Below are 15,272 nucleotides of genomic sequence, written 5' to 3' on the forward strand. Positions count from 1 at the left end.
CGGTCAGAGGAAAAGCTGCGGGGCCGTCAGGCTCCATCCGGTTCGGGAAACAGGCACAACCACGGCGCCTCCATTCCGGTAAGGGCAGAATACGCCCCAGCCGTAATCCTGTCAAGTGATTCCGTGAATGTAACTTGCTCATGAATTGCAGGGGGCCGGGCTGGATGCCGCCCGGCAGCGCAAACGCCCCGCCAGCGAGGGGCGCATATGCAGCCCTACGCCATTCGGCCTAGGGTCAGGATTGGCGCCCTGCTGCCCGGTCGCGGCAGGATGGCGGCATGAGCGCCGCTTCCGCTGTCCCCGTCCGCCCGGCCCGGCCCCACGACGCTTTTCTCGCCGTGCTGCTGAACAATTCGTCGCAGGAGCCGCACTTTCACGGCACGGCGGCGCGGCTGGCGGGGGCGCTGGAGGGCGAGGCCCACGGCTCCGTGGTGGCCGAAACGGCGGGTCGCCTGACGGGCCTGGGCACGCTCTGGCTGCCGGACTTCCACCCCACCCACGCCTGGGTGGGCCTGCACCTGCACCCCGACCACCGCGCGGACGGCACCCCGGCGGCGCTGCTGGAGGCGCTCGCCGCGCAGGCCCGCGCCGCCGGGCGGGAGCGGCTGTGGGCCAGCGTCCGCACGGATTACCTGCCGAGCTGGCCCGACCTGCCCGCGCTGGGCTTCCGTAAGGTGCACCGCACCTTCGGCGGGGGGTTCCACCTGCGCGGGTGGGCGGCGAACACCGCCCGGCTGGAGGCCGAACTGGAGCGGCAGGGCTACACCTTCACGCCCGCCGCCCCTTTCCGGGACGACCCCCGTCTGGGCACCCTGTACGCCCTGACCCGGGAGGACAAGGTCAACGCCGCGCCGACCATCCCGCCCGCCGCCGAGAGGCTGCCGGACGGGGACGCTCTCTGGGACGCCGCGTGGTTGGCCTGGCAGGGCGAGACGCTGGTGGGCCTCGCCCTGCCGGAGCGGTCGCGGCTGGCCGCCTGGAACGCCGTGTTGACCGTGCATCCGGGGCACCGCCGCCGGGGCCTGGCGACGGCGCTGCTGGCCCGGGTCGCGCGCCGCCTGCAAGCCCAGGACGTGCCCTTCCTGAACGTGGCGGGCAGCGGGCGGGACGCGGCGTACCTGGGCGTGTTGCGGCGGCTGGGCGCGCACCTCGAACCCGACTGGGTCGCCTGGGAACGGGACGTGTGATCGTCCGGTCCTTCCGGCAGGCCGACGCGCCCGCCGTCGCCCGGCTGGTCACGGCGAGTGTGCGGGGGCAGTGGAGCTATACGCCGCAGCAGTTCCGCGAATCCAGCGACCTGCTGCGGGTGCGCCTCGTCGCCGAGCGCGGGAGCGAGGTGGTGGCCACCGCCCACCTCTCCCCCTTCGGCCCCGGCGCGCCGGACGCGCTGCGCCTCGACCTGGCGGGCGACCCGGCGGCCTTCTTGGCACTGTACCTCGCGGAGTGGGCGCGGAGGCCGCCCGGCTTCACCCGGCTGCTGGGGGTCACCCGCGAGGACTGGCCGGAGGCCGGGGCCTTCTTTCAGGTGGCGGGCTTTCGCAACGCCTGGCAGTCGTGGGGGGCGCACCTGGGGCTGCGTGACTTCAGTCCGGCCCGTTTCGCCCGGCTGGAAGAGCGCCTCTACCTGGCGGGGTACGGGCCAGAGCGTCTGCCCGCGCACGCCCCGGAGGCCGACTGGGCGGCCCTCTCTGCGCTGCATCTGCTTGGTCTGGCGGACGCGCCGCGTAATCCGGCGACCACGCCCGACCCGCTGACGCTGGCGGACCTGCGGGACACCGTACGGCGCGGCGCGGGGAGGAGGCGGCCTTCGTCACCCGGTACCGGGGGGAAATCGTGGCCTGCACGCGGCTGACCGGGCGCGGCCCCAGGGCCGAGAGTGAACAGACCGTGACCGCCCGTGCCCACCGGGGCCGGGGCCTCGCCACCGCCCTGAAGGCGCACGCGCTCGCCTGGGCGCAGGGGGAGGGCTTCACCCACGCCAGCACCGGCGGCACGGTGCTCAACCTGCCCATGCTGCGGGTCAACACCCGGCTGGGGTACGTCCCGGAAGCCCTGTGGGTGACCTGGGAACGTCGGCTGTAGCCGGGAAACTGGGGCCGCGCCGGGGCCGCCCTTCTCACTCCTGTCAGAGTCTGTTCAGAAAATAAAGCTTATCTTAAGGCCATGTCGCCCCTGACCCTCCAGGAACTGGTCGCCTACTTCTCCCACGCGCAGCAGGGCACCGGGCGCACCTACCAGGACATCGACTTCGTGCGCCTGATCGACGAGCTGGGGCTGGAGCAGGCCAACGCCCTGCGCCACGAGATCGTGCAGCAACTCGCCGGAGGCCGCCTGCTTCAGGTGATCCAGGCCGAACTCGCCGCCTGAAGCCGCCACCCTTCCAGAAAAACCCCTGCCCCGCTCCGGCGGGGTTTTTGCGGTCCGGGAGGGGAGGCTAGTTCCGGGGCGGACCGGCTTTCGGGCGGTACTGGTTCAGGCCGCCCGCTTTGCCGAACTCGGCCTGGAGGAGCGCCAGCGCCTGGGCGGGTCTGCTCTTCGGATCGCCGGGCAGGGTGCGGGCGTAGAACTCCAGCGCGTCGGGGAAGCCGTCGCCGTCCGCGTCGGCCCCCTCCTCCAGCACGGCGAAGAGGACGGCGCCGAACTTCGCGGTGGGCTGCTCGCGAAAACCCGCGCGCAGGCGCTCGCCAAAAGCGTTCCAGCCCTGACCGCCCTGGGGCCGGGTGTGGCAGGTCACGCAGGGCATCACCTTGCCCGACAGCTGCCACAGCGGGTCGTCTTTGTCGTGGCCGAGCTGCTGGGCCGCCTGGGTGCGGTATTTGGGCAGGCCCAGCGCGGCGGGCGCGGAGAGGAGCACCAGCCCGGCGAGCAGCGCGGCGCCCAGCCTGACCTGCGGGTTGGGCGTCAAGCGAGCCACGGCGGCCCCGCGAAGTCGCCGCGCAGGATCTCGCGGGCGTCGAGGCCCAGCCAGCCGGTCAGCGCTCCGGCGTACACGCCCCGGAAATCCTGCCGGTACTTGATGTCGCCGTCCGCGAGGTCTTCCAGATCGGGGCTGCTGCCGTGGACGCCACCCCTCACCCCCTGGCCGAGGGCGAACATCACGCTGCCCTGGCCGTGGTCGGTGCCCGCGCTGGCGTTCTCGGCCACCCGGCGCCCGAACTCGGAAAAACCCATCACCAGCACCCGGTCCGCGAGGCCCTGCGCCTCCAGATCAGCCTGGAAGGCGGCGAGGCCCGAGGCGAGCTGAGCGAGCAGCTCGTCCTGCTCGGCGCGCTGCCCGGCGTGGGTGTCGAAGCCGCCCAGCGAGACGTACAGCACCCGCTGCCCAGTTCCGGCGGCGATCAATCGGGCGGCGTCGCGCAGCTGGGACGCGAACCGGCCCCCAGGATACTTGGCGCCTGCCTTGTACTTGGACACGTTCTTCTGCACCGCCCCGGTGTTGGCGAGCATCCGGCGGGTGGCCTCCCCCAGGTAGGCGGCCTCGCCCGTGCGCGGGGCGCCCAGCATCTGCCCGAAGGCCCCTTCCAGCCCCGCCGGGAGTTTCACCTGAAAGCTGTCCACCGAGTCGATGCTGGGCAGGCTGAACTCGGACGCCCGCAGCGCCTGCGGGGCCACGCCCCCGAGGTTCGAGGCGCAGAAGGGGTCCCCGATCTGCTCGGCAATCCGCCCGATCCAGCCTTCCGCCTGCGCCTGGGTGGGGTCGGCGGTGTGCCAGATCGCCATGGAGGCGAAGTGCGACCGCGTGGGGTTGGGGTAGCCCACGTTCTCCATCCAGGCGAGGTGTCCGGCGTCCCACAGGCCCGTCAGGGGCTTCAGCGCCGGGTGCATCCCCAGGTCAGGCGTCAGCGTCAGCACGTCCTTTTTGGGGATGGCGATGTTGGGCCGCGCGGCGTAGTACGCGCCGTTGGAGTAGGGCACCAGGGTATTGAGGCCGTCGTTGCCGCCGGTGAGCTGCACCACGACGAGCGTCTTGCCGCTCGCCCCGCCCGGCTGGGTCGCCGCCCGCGCCAGGAAGCCGGGCATCCCGCTGGTGGCGGCCACCGCCAGCGCGGAGTATTTCAGGAAGTCACGTCGGTCCAGGGTCATGGGGTACCTCTCGGAAGGGAGCAGCGTGTGCCCGCTCAGGCGAGCTGGAATTCGGGGCTGATTAAAGTCAGGTAGGTGCGCTGCTTGGGGCTGAGGCCGCCGAGCGCCCCCTGAAGCGGCGAGCGCTCCTGGCCCAGCAGGGCGAGCGGGGTGGGCTGTTCGCGGAGCGCCGGGGCCGTGCCCCCCAGCGTCAGGGCCGCCGCGACCTGCATCCGCCCCAGCAGGGTGGAGTCGTTGATCCACTCGCGGCCCCCGTCCCAGCCCTTCACGGTGTCGGGTTCCAGCAGCAACTGGCCCAGGCGCCCGGCCGTCTGGGCGAGGTTCAGAATCTGTTTGGCCTCCAGCCTCGGCTGCCCCAGCGTCCGCACCGCCCCCACGATGAACTCGACCGGGCTGCGGATGATCGCCGCGCGGCGGGCGTAAAAAGCCTCGCTGGCGAGCAGTTCCTCCAGCACGGCGCGGACGCTCCCGTTCGTGCGCCGGAAGGTCTCGGCGCTGCCCGCCACCGCCGCCTCGTCGGGCGTGTCGGCCACGAAGGCGCGGTGCAGCTTGCGCGCCACGAACAGGGCTGTCTGCGGATGGGTCGCCGCGAGGCGGACCACGTCCTCGCCGCCGAGGTTCCCCGCCCGGCCTAGGTAGGCTTTGCGGCCCGCGTCATGCTGACCGGGGCGAAAGACGAAGCGCGGTTCTTCCAGAAAGCGGTCGTTGCCGCGCCCGCCCTCGAAAGTCCACCCCGTCAGCGCCCGCGCCCCCTCGCGCACGTCCTCCTCGCTGTAATTGGGCCGTCCCGGCGTGCCGAGGCCGGTCGTGAACAGTTCCAGCAGCTCGCGGCTGAAGTTCTCGTTGGGCTTGCCCTTGCGGTTCTGGTCGTTGTCGAGGTACCGCAGCATCGCGGGGTGCCGGGCCACGTCGAGCGTGAAGGCCGCGAAGTTGTCGGAAGCCGCGTGGCGCCGCAGCAGCGCCAGATACCCGGTCAGCATGGGTACGTTCCGCACCTTGTCGGTGCCGATCACGAAATGGTTGCTCCAGGTCAGGGCCAGCCGCTCGCGCAGGGGGTGGGGACCGTAGAGCAGTTCGTACAGCCACGCGCCGCGCACGAGCTGCGCTCCGGCGCCGGGGCGGGCCGCCTGCGCCGGGTCGAAGGGATTGCCGGGCGCGGTCTCGTTGCCGAAGGAGAGAAGGTCGCGGGCGACCTCGCGGGCCTCCCGGCCGACGAGCGCGCGAATCTGGGCGTCGGTCGCGCCGAAGGCGGTGCGCCGCAGCAGGTGCGCGGCGTCCTCAGGGGTGAGCTTGCGGGAAAGGGGGGTCAGGGGCATGGGGTCTCCAGAAGGCGGGGAAAAGCAGGGGACTTCTCGGCTTACTGCCCTTTGGAGTCGGGCGAGGCCAGCAAAGTTCCCAGCCGCGCCTCCTCGACCCCGCGCACCCCGGCGAGGGCCGAGCGCAGCGGCGCGTCCGGCAGGTTGCCGACCAGCCACACGAAGCGGCGCCCGCCCCCGCTCCCGACCCGCCGCGAGACAACGCCCGGCGCGGCGCGCACGTCTCTCGGGGCAAGCACCAGCGCGAGTACGTTGGCGCCGTCGCTGAGGGTGACCTCCAGCCCGCCCCCCGCGCGGGGTCCGGCGGCGGTAGGCGTGAAGCCGGGCGGAAAGCGCAGCCCCGGCAGCGCGGCCAGGACGGCGGCGCGCAGTCCGGGGGGAACGGGCGGTACTCCGGCCTGCACCCGCGCCAGCTCTGAACCCACTGCGCTGAAGGCGGCGCGGCGGGCCAGCGTGCCCCCTGGCATCCGCTCCTCGAAGGCCAGCGGCACGTTCCAGGCGCGGTCCACCCACAGCGTCCAGCGGGCGGCCTGCCCGACCTTCGGCACGAGGTCGAAGCGGGTCACGTCCCGCCCCGCGACGGTGGCCGGGGCCGGGGCGCGGGTCACCCTGAAATGCTGGGCGATCAACCCGGGGCGGAAGGGCACGGCCGGGAGCGCCCGCGCCGTGCGGGTGGGCACCGCGCGCGGCGGAAAGAAGACGCTGACATCCACCGTGCCGCGCGCCGCCCGCGTGCGTGCCTGCCGCAGCGCCGCCGTCAGCTCGTCCAGAGGGCTGACCCCACTGGCCTCCTGGGTCTGCCCCTGGGCCTGGGCCGGACCCGCGAGGAGCAGCGCGCCCAGCCACGCGGATGCGGCAAAGCGCCTCACCACCCCTCCCCCAGGGCGCCCTGGTAGGCGTCGTAGGCCGCGCTCGCGGGCAGGGCCGGGGCCGCCGGGGGCCGCAGCACCAGCGCGCCCGTCAGCACGGCGGCGCAGGCGAGCAGGGCGGGCCAGCCCCGGGTAGGCTGGCCCCGGGCCAGGCGCGGCCGGGGCGCAGGCGTGGGGGGCACCGCCCCGGCCCGCCAGCGGCTCAGGAAACGGTCGGCGGCCCCGGCGTCGGCGGGCGTCTCCTCGCGGGCCTGGGCAAAGAGGTCGTCGAGTTCGCGGTCGTTCATGGTCGGGTCCTCCAGCATCCTGTTCGGGGGGATGGTCCTGGGGTCATGGCGTGACCCCGGCGCCGCTGAGCAGCCCACGCAGCGCCGCGCGGCCCCGGTGGAGGCGGCTCTTGACGGTGCCTGGCTCCACGCCCAGCACCCCCGCGATCTCGGCGTAGTCCAGGCCCCCCAGTTCGCGCAGGGTCACGGCGTCACGCTGCTCGGGCGGCAGCTGGCGCAAGGCCCAGGCCAGCCGGGCGCGCAGGTCGGCCTGCTCCCCGGCCCGCACCGGGCTGTGGGGCGAGGCGGGTTCGGGGGCCTCGTCCAGCGGCAGATGGGAGCGCGCCGCCAGCGCCCGGTGACAGGCGTTGAGGGTGATCCGGTGCAGCCAGGTCGTGAACTGCGCCCCCGCGCGAAAACCGGCCAGATGGCGGTACACGCTGATCCACACCTCCTGCACCACGTCGTCGGCGGCGCCCGGCCCCACCATCCCCGCCGCCACCCGGTGAATCCGGGGCGAGTGCCGCCGCACCAGCGCCTCGAAGGCCGCCTCCCGGTGGGGGCCGGGGTGCGCCGCCAGCGGCACGAGTTGGGGGTCGGTGAGGGTGTTCAACGGCGCCTCACAGGGTAGGAGTCAGGGGGAGGGCAAAAAGTTCCCGGCTGGCCGCTGCCCCGCCGGGCATTCAGCTTCGGCCCCCGGCTTCGTGGCAGAGCTGCACCGAACATCCGCCCCATGTTCAGAAGCCAGCGTCCTCCTCTGGCGGCTGGCCGCCGCTTTTTCTACCTTGAACTTTACTTTTAGTCATGCCTAAAATAAAAGCATGACCCCCCGCACGCTCTCGCCCTCTGCCGAGGACTATCTCAAACACCTGTATGTGCTGGGCCAGCGCGGCAAGGTGAACACGCAGGCGCTGGCCGGGGCGCTGGGCGTGGTGCCTGCCAGCGCGACCGGAATGCTGCGCAAGCTGCACGAGCAGGGGCTGGTCGACCACGCGCCGTACCAGGGCGCGGAGCTGACCAGCGAGGGCCAGCAGGCCGCGCTGGAGGTGCTGCGTCACCACCGCCTGCTCGAACTCTTCCTGCACCGGGCGCTGGGCGTGCCGCTCGACGAGGTCCACGAGGAGGCCGAGCGGCTGGAGCACGCGCTGTCCGAGCGGCTCGAAGCCCGCATCGCCGCGTGGCTGGGCGACCCCACCTTCGACCCGCACGGGGACCCCATCCCGACCCTGGAGGGCGAGCTGCCCGCCCGCGCCGAGCGCCGCCTCTCGCAGCTCGCGCCGGGCGAGGCCGCCACCGTGGCCCGGGTGCCCGACGGCGACCCCGCGCAACTGCGGGCGCTGGTGGCGGCGGGCCTGACGCCGGGCGCGGCCCTCACGCTGCGGCAGGTGGACGCGGCGCTGGGCACGCTGACGGTCGAACTGGCCGCAGGCCGGCCGCTCACGCTGGCGCTGGGTGTGGCCGCACAGGTGCAGGTTCACGCGGAACACCGTCACGAGGACAGCAACCCCGGGGACCCGGCATGAGGCGCTGGCTCACGCCGCTGGCCGCCCTCTCCCTGACCGCCTGCGCCTCGCCCCCCACCGCGCGCGAGGACGGCCGGGTGCAGGTCGTGACCACCGTGAACATGATCAGCGACCTCGCCTCCCAGATCGGCGGCGAGCGGGTGAGGGTGACCGGGCTGATGGGGCCGGGCGTCGATCCGCACCTCTACAAGGCGTCGGCGGGCGACGTGCGCCGTCTGGCGGGCGCGGACCTGGTGCTGTACGGCGGCCTGCATCTGGAGGGCAAGATGGTGGACATCCTGGCCGCCCTGAATGCCCGGGTGCCCAGCGTGGCCGTCTCAGAGGCCATTCCGGAGGAGAAGCTGCTGGGGCTGGGCGGCGCCCACGACCCCCACGTCTGGTTCGACCCGACCCTGTGGGCCTACGCCGCGCGCGCGACCGCGGAGGCGCTGACGCGGGTGGACCCCGCCGGGCGGGAGCTGTACGCGGCGAACCTCAACCGTTACCTGGGCGAGCTGGCCGACCTCGACCGCTGGACCGCCGCGCAGTTCCGTACGGTGCCCCAGCGGCAGCGGGTCCTCGTGACCGCCCACGACGCCTTCGGCTACCTGTCGCGGCGCTACGGGGTGGAGGTGCAGGGGCTTCAGGGCATCAGCACCGTGGCGGAGGCGGGGGGGCAGCGGGTGCGCGCGCTGGCGCAGTTTCTGGACGAGCGCGGCGTGAAGGCCGTCTTTGTCGAGTCCACCGTCTCGCCGCGCACGGTGCAGGCGGTGCGCGAGGCGGCCCGCGCCCGGGGCCATACGGTCGACCTCGGCGGGCAGCTGTACGCCGACGCCGCCGGGGAGGCCGGCACGCCCGAAGGCACCTACCTGGGCATGGTGCGCCACAACGTCGAGACCATCGTGGAGGCCTTGAAATGACCGTCACCCTGCCCTCGTCCCCTGCCGCCGCGCGGGTGGACACGGCCCTGCCACCGCTCGCCCTGCGCGGCCTGAGCGTGGCCTACCAGGAACAGCCCGCCGTCTGGAACGTCTCCCTGGAGGTGCCCGCCGCTTCTCTCACCGCGATCATCGGCCCCAACGGGGCAGGCAAGAGCACGCTGCTCAAGGCCGCGCTGGGGCTGGTGCCCCGGCTCTCGGGCGAGGCGCGCTTTTTCGGGGAGCCGCTCGCGCGGGTGCGCCGCCGGGTTGCCTACGTGCCGCAGCGCACCAGTGTGGACTGGGACTTTCCGGCGAACGCGCTCGACGTGGTCACGATGGGCCTCTACGGGCGACTGGGCTGGCTGCGGCGGGCCGGGCAGCGCGAGCGGGCGGCGGCGCTGGGCTGCCTGGAGCGGGTCGGCATGGCCGACTTCGCCGGGCGGCAGATCAGCGAACTCTCGGGCGGGCAGCAGCAGCGGGTGTTCCTGGCCCGCGCACTGGCGCAGGAGGCCGACCTGACCTTCATGGACGAACCCTTCGCGGGGGTGGACGCCGTGACCGAGCGGGCCATCGTGGACGTGCTGCGGGACCTGCGGGCGCAGGGGCGCACGGTGGTCGCCGTCCACCACGACCTCGACACCGTGCGGGACTACTTCGACCGGGTGGCGCTGCTGAACGTGCAGCTGGTGAGCAGCGGACCGACCGACACGGCCTTCACGCCCGCCGCCCTGCGCGCCGCCTACGGGGAGCGGCATGGAGCGCTGGCCGCCGCGCTGGCAGGAGACTGATGACGCCCCTGGACTTTTTCACCGACTACACCCTGCGAAATATCGTGCTGGGGTCGGCGCTGCTGGGGCTGGTCGCGGGCACGCTGGGGTCGTTCAGCGTGCTGCGCCGCCAGAGCCTGATCGGCGACACGGTCGCGCACGCCGCGCTGCCGGGCATCTGCGCGGCCTTTCTGCTCACCGGCACCCGCGACACGCTGGGGCTGCTGGTCGGCGGGGGCCTCTCGGGGCTGGCCGCCTCGCTGCTGGCGCTCGCCATCCTCCGGTACAGCCGCCTGAAGGAGGACGCCGCGCTGGGCGTGACCTTCAGCGCCTTTTTCGGGGTGGGGATCGCGCTGCTCACCGCCATTCAGCAGGGCGGCAACGCCGCGCAGGCGGGGCTGGAGGGCTTCCTGTTCGGGCAGGCCGCCGGACTGACCGCCGGGGACATGACCCGCTTCGCGGTGCTGGGGGCGCTGGCGCTGGGCACGGTGGCGCTGGCCCACAAGGAACTCAAGGTCGCGCTGTTCGACCCCGCCTTCGCCGCCGTGCAGGGCTGGCCGGTGGGCGGGCTAACCGCCCTCTCGACCGCGCTGACCGTGCTCGCGGTGATGCTGGGCCTCCAGACCGTGGGCGTGGTCCTGATGGCCACGATGCTGATCGCCCCCGCCGTCGCCGCCCGGCAGTGGACCCGCAGCCTGGGCGCGATGCTGACCCTGGCGGGCGTGTTCGGCGCCCTGAGCGGCGGGCTGGGCGCGGGCCTGAGCCTGGCGGTGGGCCAGGGGCTGCCCACCGGGGCCGTCACGGTGCTCACCGCCACCGCCCTGGCGCTGCTCTCGCTGCTGCTGGCGCCGGGCCGGGGATTGATCGCGGGGCTGCTGCACGGGCGGCGGGTCCGTGCCCGGCTGCTGGGCGAGCTGAGGAGGGAAGGACCATGACCCCGCTCCCGCTGAACTTCGATCTGGTGATCGTGGTGACGGCCGTGCTGGTCGCCTGGGCCTGCGGGCTGCTGGGCCTCTTTCTGGTGCTGCGGCGCGAGGCGCTGCTCAGCGACGCGATCAGCCACGCGGCGCTGCCCGGCATCGTGGCGGGGTACTGGGTGACCGGGGGCAGCCTCGCCACCCTGCCCGCCCTGGTCGGCGCGGCGCTCTCGGGCCTGCTGACGGTGGGCCTCACAGCCCTCTTGACCCGCAGCGGGCGCGTGAAGGCCGACGCGGCGCTGGGACTGGTCTTTCCGGCCCTTTTCGCCGCCGGGGTGATCGCGGTCAGCCTGAACTACTCGCAGGTCCACCTCGACCTCGACGCCGTGCTGTACGGCGAGATCGCCTATACCCCCTTCCGCACCGGCTGGGGAGGGCTGCCGGTCGCCTGGCTGCTGCTGGGCGGGATGCTGGTGCTGAACGCCCTCTTCGTGGGCGGGCTGTTCAAGGAACTGCGCCTCTCCACCTTCGACCCCGGTCTGGCGCGCACGCTGGGCTTCTCGCCGGGGTTGCTGGGCGGGGCGCTGCTCACGCTGGTGGCGCTCACCACCGTCGCGGCTTTCGACTCGGTGGGCGCGGTGCTGGTCGTCGCCTTCATGATCGTGCCGCCCGCGACCGCGCTGCTGCTCACCCGGAGCCTGCGCCGGGCGCTGGCGCTCACGCTGGCAGCGGGGCTGGGGGCCAGCGTGCTCGGCTACGCGGTCGCCCTCTGGCTCGACGCCAGCATCACGGGCGTGATCGCAGGGGTGCTGGGCGTGCAGTTCATGCTGGCGCTGGTGGCCCAGGCGTGGCGGGCAAGAAGGGTGCGGGGGCGGGCGGTGCTGGGGGGTTGAAGGGTTCTTTGCTCGCCTCCCGTGCACCGCGTACCGTAGGTCCATGACCGACCGCGAACTCAACTTCGCCAAGACGATCCTGGAGGGGCGCGCCTACCGCGACGTGCCCGACGACGAGGTGCTGCGGGAAGCCGAGCGGCTGCTGTCGAGCTGGATGGCCGGGGAGACGCGCCTGGAGCGGCCCAAGCTCTACGACCACTACGCGCTGCTGTTCGCGGCCCTGCTGCGCCGCACCCGCGAGCTGGAGGAGCGGGTCGCGGCCCTGGAAGCCCGGGACCCCCGCCCGTGAGGGTCCGGGTCAAGGTCTGCGGCACCACCTCGGTCCATGACGCGGTGCTGGCCGCCGAGGCCGGGGCCGACGCGCTGGGCTTTATCTTCGCGCCGGGCAGCAAACGCCGGGTCACGCCGGAGGTGGCGCGGGGGGCGGGGCTGAACGTGGGGCCAGTCGTGGCGCGGGTCGGCGTCTTCCTGGGGCAGGGGCTGGACGAGGTGCTGCGGACGGCGGAGGCGGCGCGGGTGAGCACCGTACAACTGCACGGTCCTTTATCGGCCCTTTACCTGAGCGAGGTCGCCCGCTATCATCCCGTTCTGCGTGTGCTACGCCCCGCCGATCTGGCGGAGCCGGACGCGCTGGAAGCCCTCGCGCAGCCGGGCGTGACCCCCATGCTGGACGCCCCCGAGCCGGGTGGAGGGGTCCCCCTGGACTGGGCCGCGCTGCGCGAGGTCTTTCCGCCGGGGGCCTGGCTGGCCGGAGGGCTGGGGCCGCAGAACGTGGCGCAGGCGATCCGGGCGCTGCGCCCGGCCGGAGTGGACGCCGTGAGCCGCCTGGAAGCCCGCCCCGGAGTCAAGGACGCCGCGCAGGTGCAGGCCTTCGTGCAGGCCGCCCAGGGTGCCACCGACCCGAGTTATCCACAGTGAAACGCTGGGCTGTGGATAACTCCGGCGCGGTCTGTCCTGGACGTAATGCCGCCTGTCAATCCCGTGCCACACGATGAAAAGGTCCCCGCTGAGGTCGAGGGGGATTGGCCCTTCTCCACGCCTTATCCACAGGGGCTGTGGATAACCCTGTGGATAACTCCGGTCCCTGAAAAGCGCTGATCCTCACGTTTTCTCGTCTTCGCCGCGCTGGGGCGGCAGGCCGAACCACCCGGCGATCTGCTGCCCTCCCCCCACCACGTCGCGGGCCGCGCCGAGGTCCACCCCGACCCCGGCGAAGGGCACGCGGGCCAGGGTATGGGTCTTGACCCGCAGGTTTTCCAGGTTGCCGTGGTCGCTGCTGAGCACCACCCGGGCACCTGCCTCCAGCAGTCCGGTCAGCAGGGCGTCCACCCGGGTCAGGTAGGCCCGCCCGGCGGCCAGCACCCCGGGCGGCGTGGGGTCGCGGCCCTGGTGGCCCAGCAGGTCCCCGAACCACAGGTCCGCCACCAGCAGGTCGTGGTCGCGGGCGGCTTCGGCCAGCGCTTCGCCCAGCCGGGCCAGCGTGTCCGGGGGCGTGTGGGGCCGCCAGGGCGCGGCGTAGTCCAGACCCAGGGTGGCGGGCAACGGCGGCAACCCCGGCGGATTCAGCGCCAGGCCCGCCGCCTGAAAGGCGTAGGGAAAGCAGCCCACCCGGGGCCGCCGCACCGCCCTCTCCCCCGTCTGGGCCGCGAAATAGGCCGGGGGGTAGTGGTTGACCAGGGCCGCGCGCCCCCCCGCGCGCGTCAGGCGTCCCGGCAGGCCCCGGGCGCGCAGCAGGCGCTGAAGGGTCGGCCCCGGGTGCGGCCCGAAGTGTTCTCCCCGGCCCGGCTCGCCCATCTGCCGCACCGCGTCCTGCCCGGTCAGCCAGCAGGTCTGCCCGGTGCCCGACTGCGGCAGCCCCGGCACCCCCAGCGCCGCGTCGAGCGCCCGGCCTGCCCCGATCAGCGGGCGCAGGACCGGCAACTCGGTCTCCCACACCGATCCGGCGGGGGCGTCGGCGGGATGGCCCAGGCCGTCGAGTGCCAGCCACACCACGCCCGTCATGCCCGGAGTCTACGGGGTCCAGGGGGGCGGGGGACCGGGGGCCGCCGCGCCAGGGCGCCCGGCCCCCGGCAGGGTCCCCGACCGCTACACTCCCTCCATGACGGTTGTGCGTGTGGCGGCGGCGGCGTACCCGGTGGACCGGCTTCCCGACTGGGCCGCGTATCAGGCCAAGCTGGCAGGCTGGGTGGCGGACGCGGCCGGGCAGGGCGCCAGGCTGCTGGTCTTTCCCGAGTACGCGGCGCTGGAACTCATCGCCCTGCTGCCGCCCGAACTTCACCACGACATCCTGGGGATGCGGCCCGCCCTGCAAGCCCTGCTGCCCGGCTTCCTGGCGCTGCACGCCCGCCTGGCGCGCGAGCACGGCGTGGGCATCGTGGCGGGGAGTGTTCCGGTCGCGCAGGGCGGGGGCTTCGTGAACCGCGCCCACGTGTTCGGGCCGGACGGCACCCCGGCCCAGCAGGACAAGCTGCTGATGACCCGCTTCGAGGCCGAGGAGTGGGACATCGCGCCTGGCGAGGGCGTGCGGGTGTTCGAGTTGCCGCTGCCGGAGGGGGAGGTCCTGCGCTTCGGCGTGGCGATCTGCTACGACAGCGAGTTTCCGACCCTGGCCCGCAGGCTGGCGGAAGGCGGGGCCGAGCTGCTGGTCGTGCCGTCCTTTACGGGCGGCCGGGCCGGGTACACCCGCGTCCGGGTGGGGAGCATGGCCCGCGCGCTGGAAACCCAGGGCTACGCGGTCCACGCGCCCCTGATCGCGGACGCCGCCTGGACCTACGCGGTCGAGACGGCGGTGGGCGCCGCCGCCCTCTACGCCCCCGCCGACGATGGGCTGCCCGACAGCGGAATCGTGGCCGAGGGGGGCTGGAATGCGCCCGGCTGGCTGGTGGGCGACCTCGACCTGAGCCTGACGCGGCGGGTGCGCCGGGAGGGCCACGTCCTGAACTGGCGCGACCGCGCGGCGAGCGAGACCCGTCCCGGTCCCGCCGAGGTCGTCCGGCTGGCCGGGGCCGTGCGTGGCTGAGCCGTTCTTGCTGCGGCCGCTGACCCCCGCCGACGCTCCCGCCTACCGGGACGCGCGGCTCGCGGCGCTTCAGAGTGATCCCCTGGCCTTTATCACGACCGCCGCCGAGTTCGCGGGCCGGGCGCCCGGTGACGTGGCGGCGCAGCTGGAGGCCCGTGCGGACGCGGTCAGCCTCGGCGCCTGGTGGGGCGGCGACCTGGTCGGCCTGCTCTCGGTGGCGCGGGAGACGCGGCCCACGCTGGCGCACCGGGCGGCCATCTACGGCGTCTCGGTCGCGCGGGGGGCGCGGGGCCGGGGCTGCGGCGACGCGCTGCTGCGTGCTGGAATCGCCCACGCCCGCAGCTGGCCGGGCGTGACCTCGCTGCACCTCGGCGTCACCGAGACGCAGCACGCGGCCCGGCGCCTGTACGAGCGCGGCGGCTTTCAGGTCTGGGGTACCCAACCCGACGCGGTGCAGGACCCGGCGGGCCGGCACTACGCCGAGCACCACCTCTGGCTGCCGCTGTGAGGGCCGGGCGCGGCGACCGCTTCCGTCGTCGCCCACGGCCCAGGGTGAGCCGCGAGCGGCGTCTTCGCCCCGGTCGTGGTTTTCAAGGTAATGACCGGTTGTAGCGGTGGAGGAAGGGCCAAACCAGGGTTTCCAGGTGGACTTGGCTGCGGCTGAAGGCGAGGGATCGGCGCACCAGATGGGCCAATCTCAGGCGCAAGGTGGCATGGAAG

20 protein-coding genes are annotated in these 15,272 nt (G+C 73.6%); 13 read left to right on the forward strand and 7 right to left on the reverse strand.

All coding sequences use genetic code 11. The features are described from left to right. Positions 1-278: 278 nt before the first annotated feature. The 4 genes from HNQ09_RS17600 to HNQ09_RS17610 all read left to right on the forward strand — a co-directional run bounded on the left by HNQ09_RS17600 (position 279) and on the right by HNQ09_RS17610 (position 2,367). Positions 279-1,187 carry a GNAT family N-acetyltransferase gene (locus HNQ09_RS17600; RefSeq protein ID WP_184031774.1) on the forward strand — a complete coding sequence of 303 codons (909 nt, stop codon included), beginning with the start codon at positions 279-281 and terminating at the stop codon, positions 1,185-1,187. Continuing rightward, a complete protein-coding gene (locus tag HNQ09_RS17605) occupies positions 1,184-1,852 on the forward strand; it encodes a GNAT family N-acetyltransferase (RefSeq protein ID WP_246363468.1) in 669 nt (222 codons plus the stop codon). Before HNQ09_RS17600 ends, HNQ09_RS17605 begins: the two co-directional genes overlap by 4 nt. Further along, positions 1,834-2,082 carry a GNAT family N-acetyltransferase gene (locus HNQ09_RS19050; protein WP_343057942.1) on the forward strand — a complete coding sequence of 83 codons (249 nt, stop codon included), beginning with the start codon at positions 1,834-1,836 and terminating at the stop codon, positions 2,080-2,082. The genes HNQ09_RS17605 and HNQ09_RS19050 overlap by 19 nt, the downstream gene beginning before the upstream one ends. 81 nt (positions 2,083-2,163) lie before the next feature. Beyond that, on the forward strand, positions 2,164-2,367 hold the full coding sequence (locus HNQ09_RS17610) for a hypothetical protein (RefSeq protein ID WP_184031775.1): 204 nt from the start codon (positions 2,164-2,166) through the stop codon (positions 2,365-2,367). 67 nt (positions 2,368-2,434) lie between these two features. On the opposite strand, the gene HNQ09_RS17615 is transcribed toward HNQ09_RS17610, so the two are convergent. The 6 genes from HNQ09_RS17615 to HNQ09_RS17640 are packed head-to-tail and all read right to left on the reverse strand — an operon-like array spanning position 2,435 to position 7,147. Further along, positions 2,435-2,914 carry a hypothetical protein gene (locus HNQ09_RS17615; RefSeq protein ID WP_343057943.1) on the reverse strand — a complete coding sequence of 160 codons (480 nt, stop codon included), beginning with the start codon at positions 2,912-2,914 and terminating at the stop codon, positions 2,435-2,437. Then, positions 2,902-4,083 (reverse strand): DUF1501 domain-containing protein, encoded by a 1,182-nt coding sequence (locus tag HNQ09_RS17620; protein ID WP_184031776.1) that lies wholly within the window; start codon positions 4,081-4,083, stop codon positions 2,902-2,904. The genes HNQ09_RS17615 and HNQ09_RS17620 overlap by 13 nt, the downstream gene beginning before the upstream one ends. Before the next feature lie 35 nt (positions 4,084-4,118). Further along, positions 4,119-5,399: a DUF1800 domain-containing protein gene (locus HNQ09_RS17625; RefSeq protein ID WP_184031777.1), complete on the reverse strand. Its 1,281-nt coding sequence runs from the start codon at positions 5,397-5,399 to the stop codon at positions 4,119-4,121. A gap of 41 nt (positions 5,400-5,440) precedes the next feature. After that, a complete protein-coding gene (locus HNQ09_RS17630) occupies positions 5,441-6,268 on the reverse strand; it encodes a transcriptional regulator (protein WP_343057944.1) in 828 nt (275 codons plus the stop codon). Then, positions 6,265-6,555 (reverse strand): hypothetical protein, encoded by a 291-nt coding sequence (locus tag HNQ09_RS17635; protein WP_184031778.1) that lies wholly within the window; start codon positions 6,553-6,555, stop codon positions 6,265-6,267. Before HNQ09_RS17635 ends, HNQ09_RS17630 begins: the two co-directional genes overlap by 4 nt. A gap of 43 nt (positions 6,556-6,598) precedes the next feature. After that, complete coding sequence (locus tag HNQ09_RS17640) at positions 6,599-7,147, reverse strand: RNA polymerase sigma factor (RefSeq protein WP_184031779.1); 549 nt, start codon at positions 7,145-7,147, stop codon at positions 6,599-6,601. Positions 7,148-7,355: 208 nt separating this feature from the next. Here HNQ09_RS17640 and HNQ09_RS17645 point away from each other — a divergent pair, with 208 nt between their 5' ends. Genes HNQ09_RS17645 through HNQ09_RS17675 form a run of 7 tightly spaced genes read left to right on the forward strand, consistent with a single transcriptional unit; the run spans position 7,356 to position 12,451 of the window. Then, a complete protein-coding gene (locus HNQ09_RS17645; protein ID WP_184031780.1) occupies positions 7,356-8,057 on the forward strand; it encodes a metal-dependent transcriptional regulator in 702 nt (233 codons plus the stop codon). Next, on the forward strand, positions 8,054-8,956 hold the full coding sequence (locus HNQ09_RS17650) for a metal ABC transporter solute-binding protein, Zn/Mn family (RefSeq protein ID WP_184031781.1): 903 nt from the start codon (positions 8,054-8,056) through the stop codon (positions 8,954-8,956). The genes HNQ09_RS17645 and HNQ09_RS17650 overlap by 4 nt, the downstream gene beginning before the upstream one ends. Further along, positions 8,953-9,744 (forward strand): metal ABC transporter ATP-binding protein, encoded by a 792-nt coding sequence (locus HNQ09_RS17655; protein ID WP_184031782.1) that lies wholly within the window; start codon positions 8,953-8,955, stop codon positions 9,742-9,744. The genes HNQ09_RS17650 and HNQ09_RS17655 overlap by 4 nt, the downstream gene beginning before the upstream one ends. Further along, entirely contained in the window at positions 9,744-10,658 is a 915-nt protein-coding gene (locus HNQ09_RS17660; protein ID WP_184031783.1) for a metal ABC transporter permease, read from the forward strand. The genes HNQ09_RS17655 and HNQ09_RS17660 overlap by 1 nt, the downstream gene beginning before the upstream one ends. Continuing rightward, entirely contained in the window at positions 10,655-11,533 is an 879-nt protein-coding gene (locus HNQ09_RS17665) for a metal ABC transporter permease (RefSeq protein ID WP_246363469.1), read from the forward strand. The genes HNQ09_RS17660 and HNQ09_RS17665 overlap by 4 nt, the downstream gene beginning before the upstream one ends. 43 nt (positions 11,534-11,576) lie before the next feature. Continuing rightward, positions 11,577-11,822, forward strand: coding sequence for a hypothetical protein (locus HNQ09_RS17670; protein WP_184031784.1), 246 nt, complete (start codon positions 11,577-11,579; stop codon positions 11,820-11,822). Continuing rightward, positions 11,819-12,451, forward strand: coding sequence for a phosphoribosylanthranilate isomerase (locus HNQ09_RS17675; RefSeq protein ID WP_184031786.1), 633 nt, complete (start codon positions 11,819-11,821; stop codon positions 12,449-12,451). The genes HNQ09_RS17670 and HNQ09_RS17675 overlap by 4 nt, the downstream gene beginning before the upstream one ends. 183 nt (positions 12,452-12,634) lie before the next feature. Here HNQ09_RS17675 and HNQ09_RS17680 read toward each other — a convergent pair whose 3' ends face one another. Continuing rightward, complete coding sequence (locus HNQ09_RS17680; RefSeq protein ID WP_184031787.1) at positions 12,635-13,534, reverse strand: metalloenzyme domain protein; 900 nt, start codon at positions 13,532-13,534, stop codon at positions 12,635-12,637. Between the two features lie 97 nt (positions 13,535-13,631). Here HNQ09_RS17680 and HNQ09_RS17685 point away from each other — a divergent pair, with 97 nt between their 5' ends. Beyond that, the gene (locus HNQ09_RS17685) at positions 13,632-14,552 is read left to right on the forward strand and encodes a carbon-nitrogen hydrolase family protein (protein WP_184031788.1); all 921 of its coding nucleotides are present in this window, start codon (positions 13,632-13,634) and stop codon (positions 14,550-14,552) included. Then, positions 14,545-15,060 (forward strand): GNAT family N-acetyltransferase, encoded by a 516-nt coding sequence (locus HNQ09_RS17690; protein ID WP_184031789.1) that lies wholly within the window; start codon positions 14,545-14,547, stop codon positions 15,058-15,060. Before HNQ09_RS17685 ends, HNQ09_RS17690 begins: the two co-directional genes overlap by 8 nt. Positions 15,061-15,272 lie beyond the last annotated feature (212 nt).

It is taken from the genome of Deinococcus budaensis, from assembly GCF_014201885.1.
Classification (GTDB): Bacteria; Deinococcota; Deinococci; order Deinococcales; family Deinococcaceae; genus Deinococcus; species Deinococcus budaensis.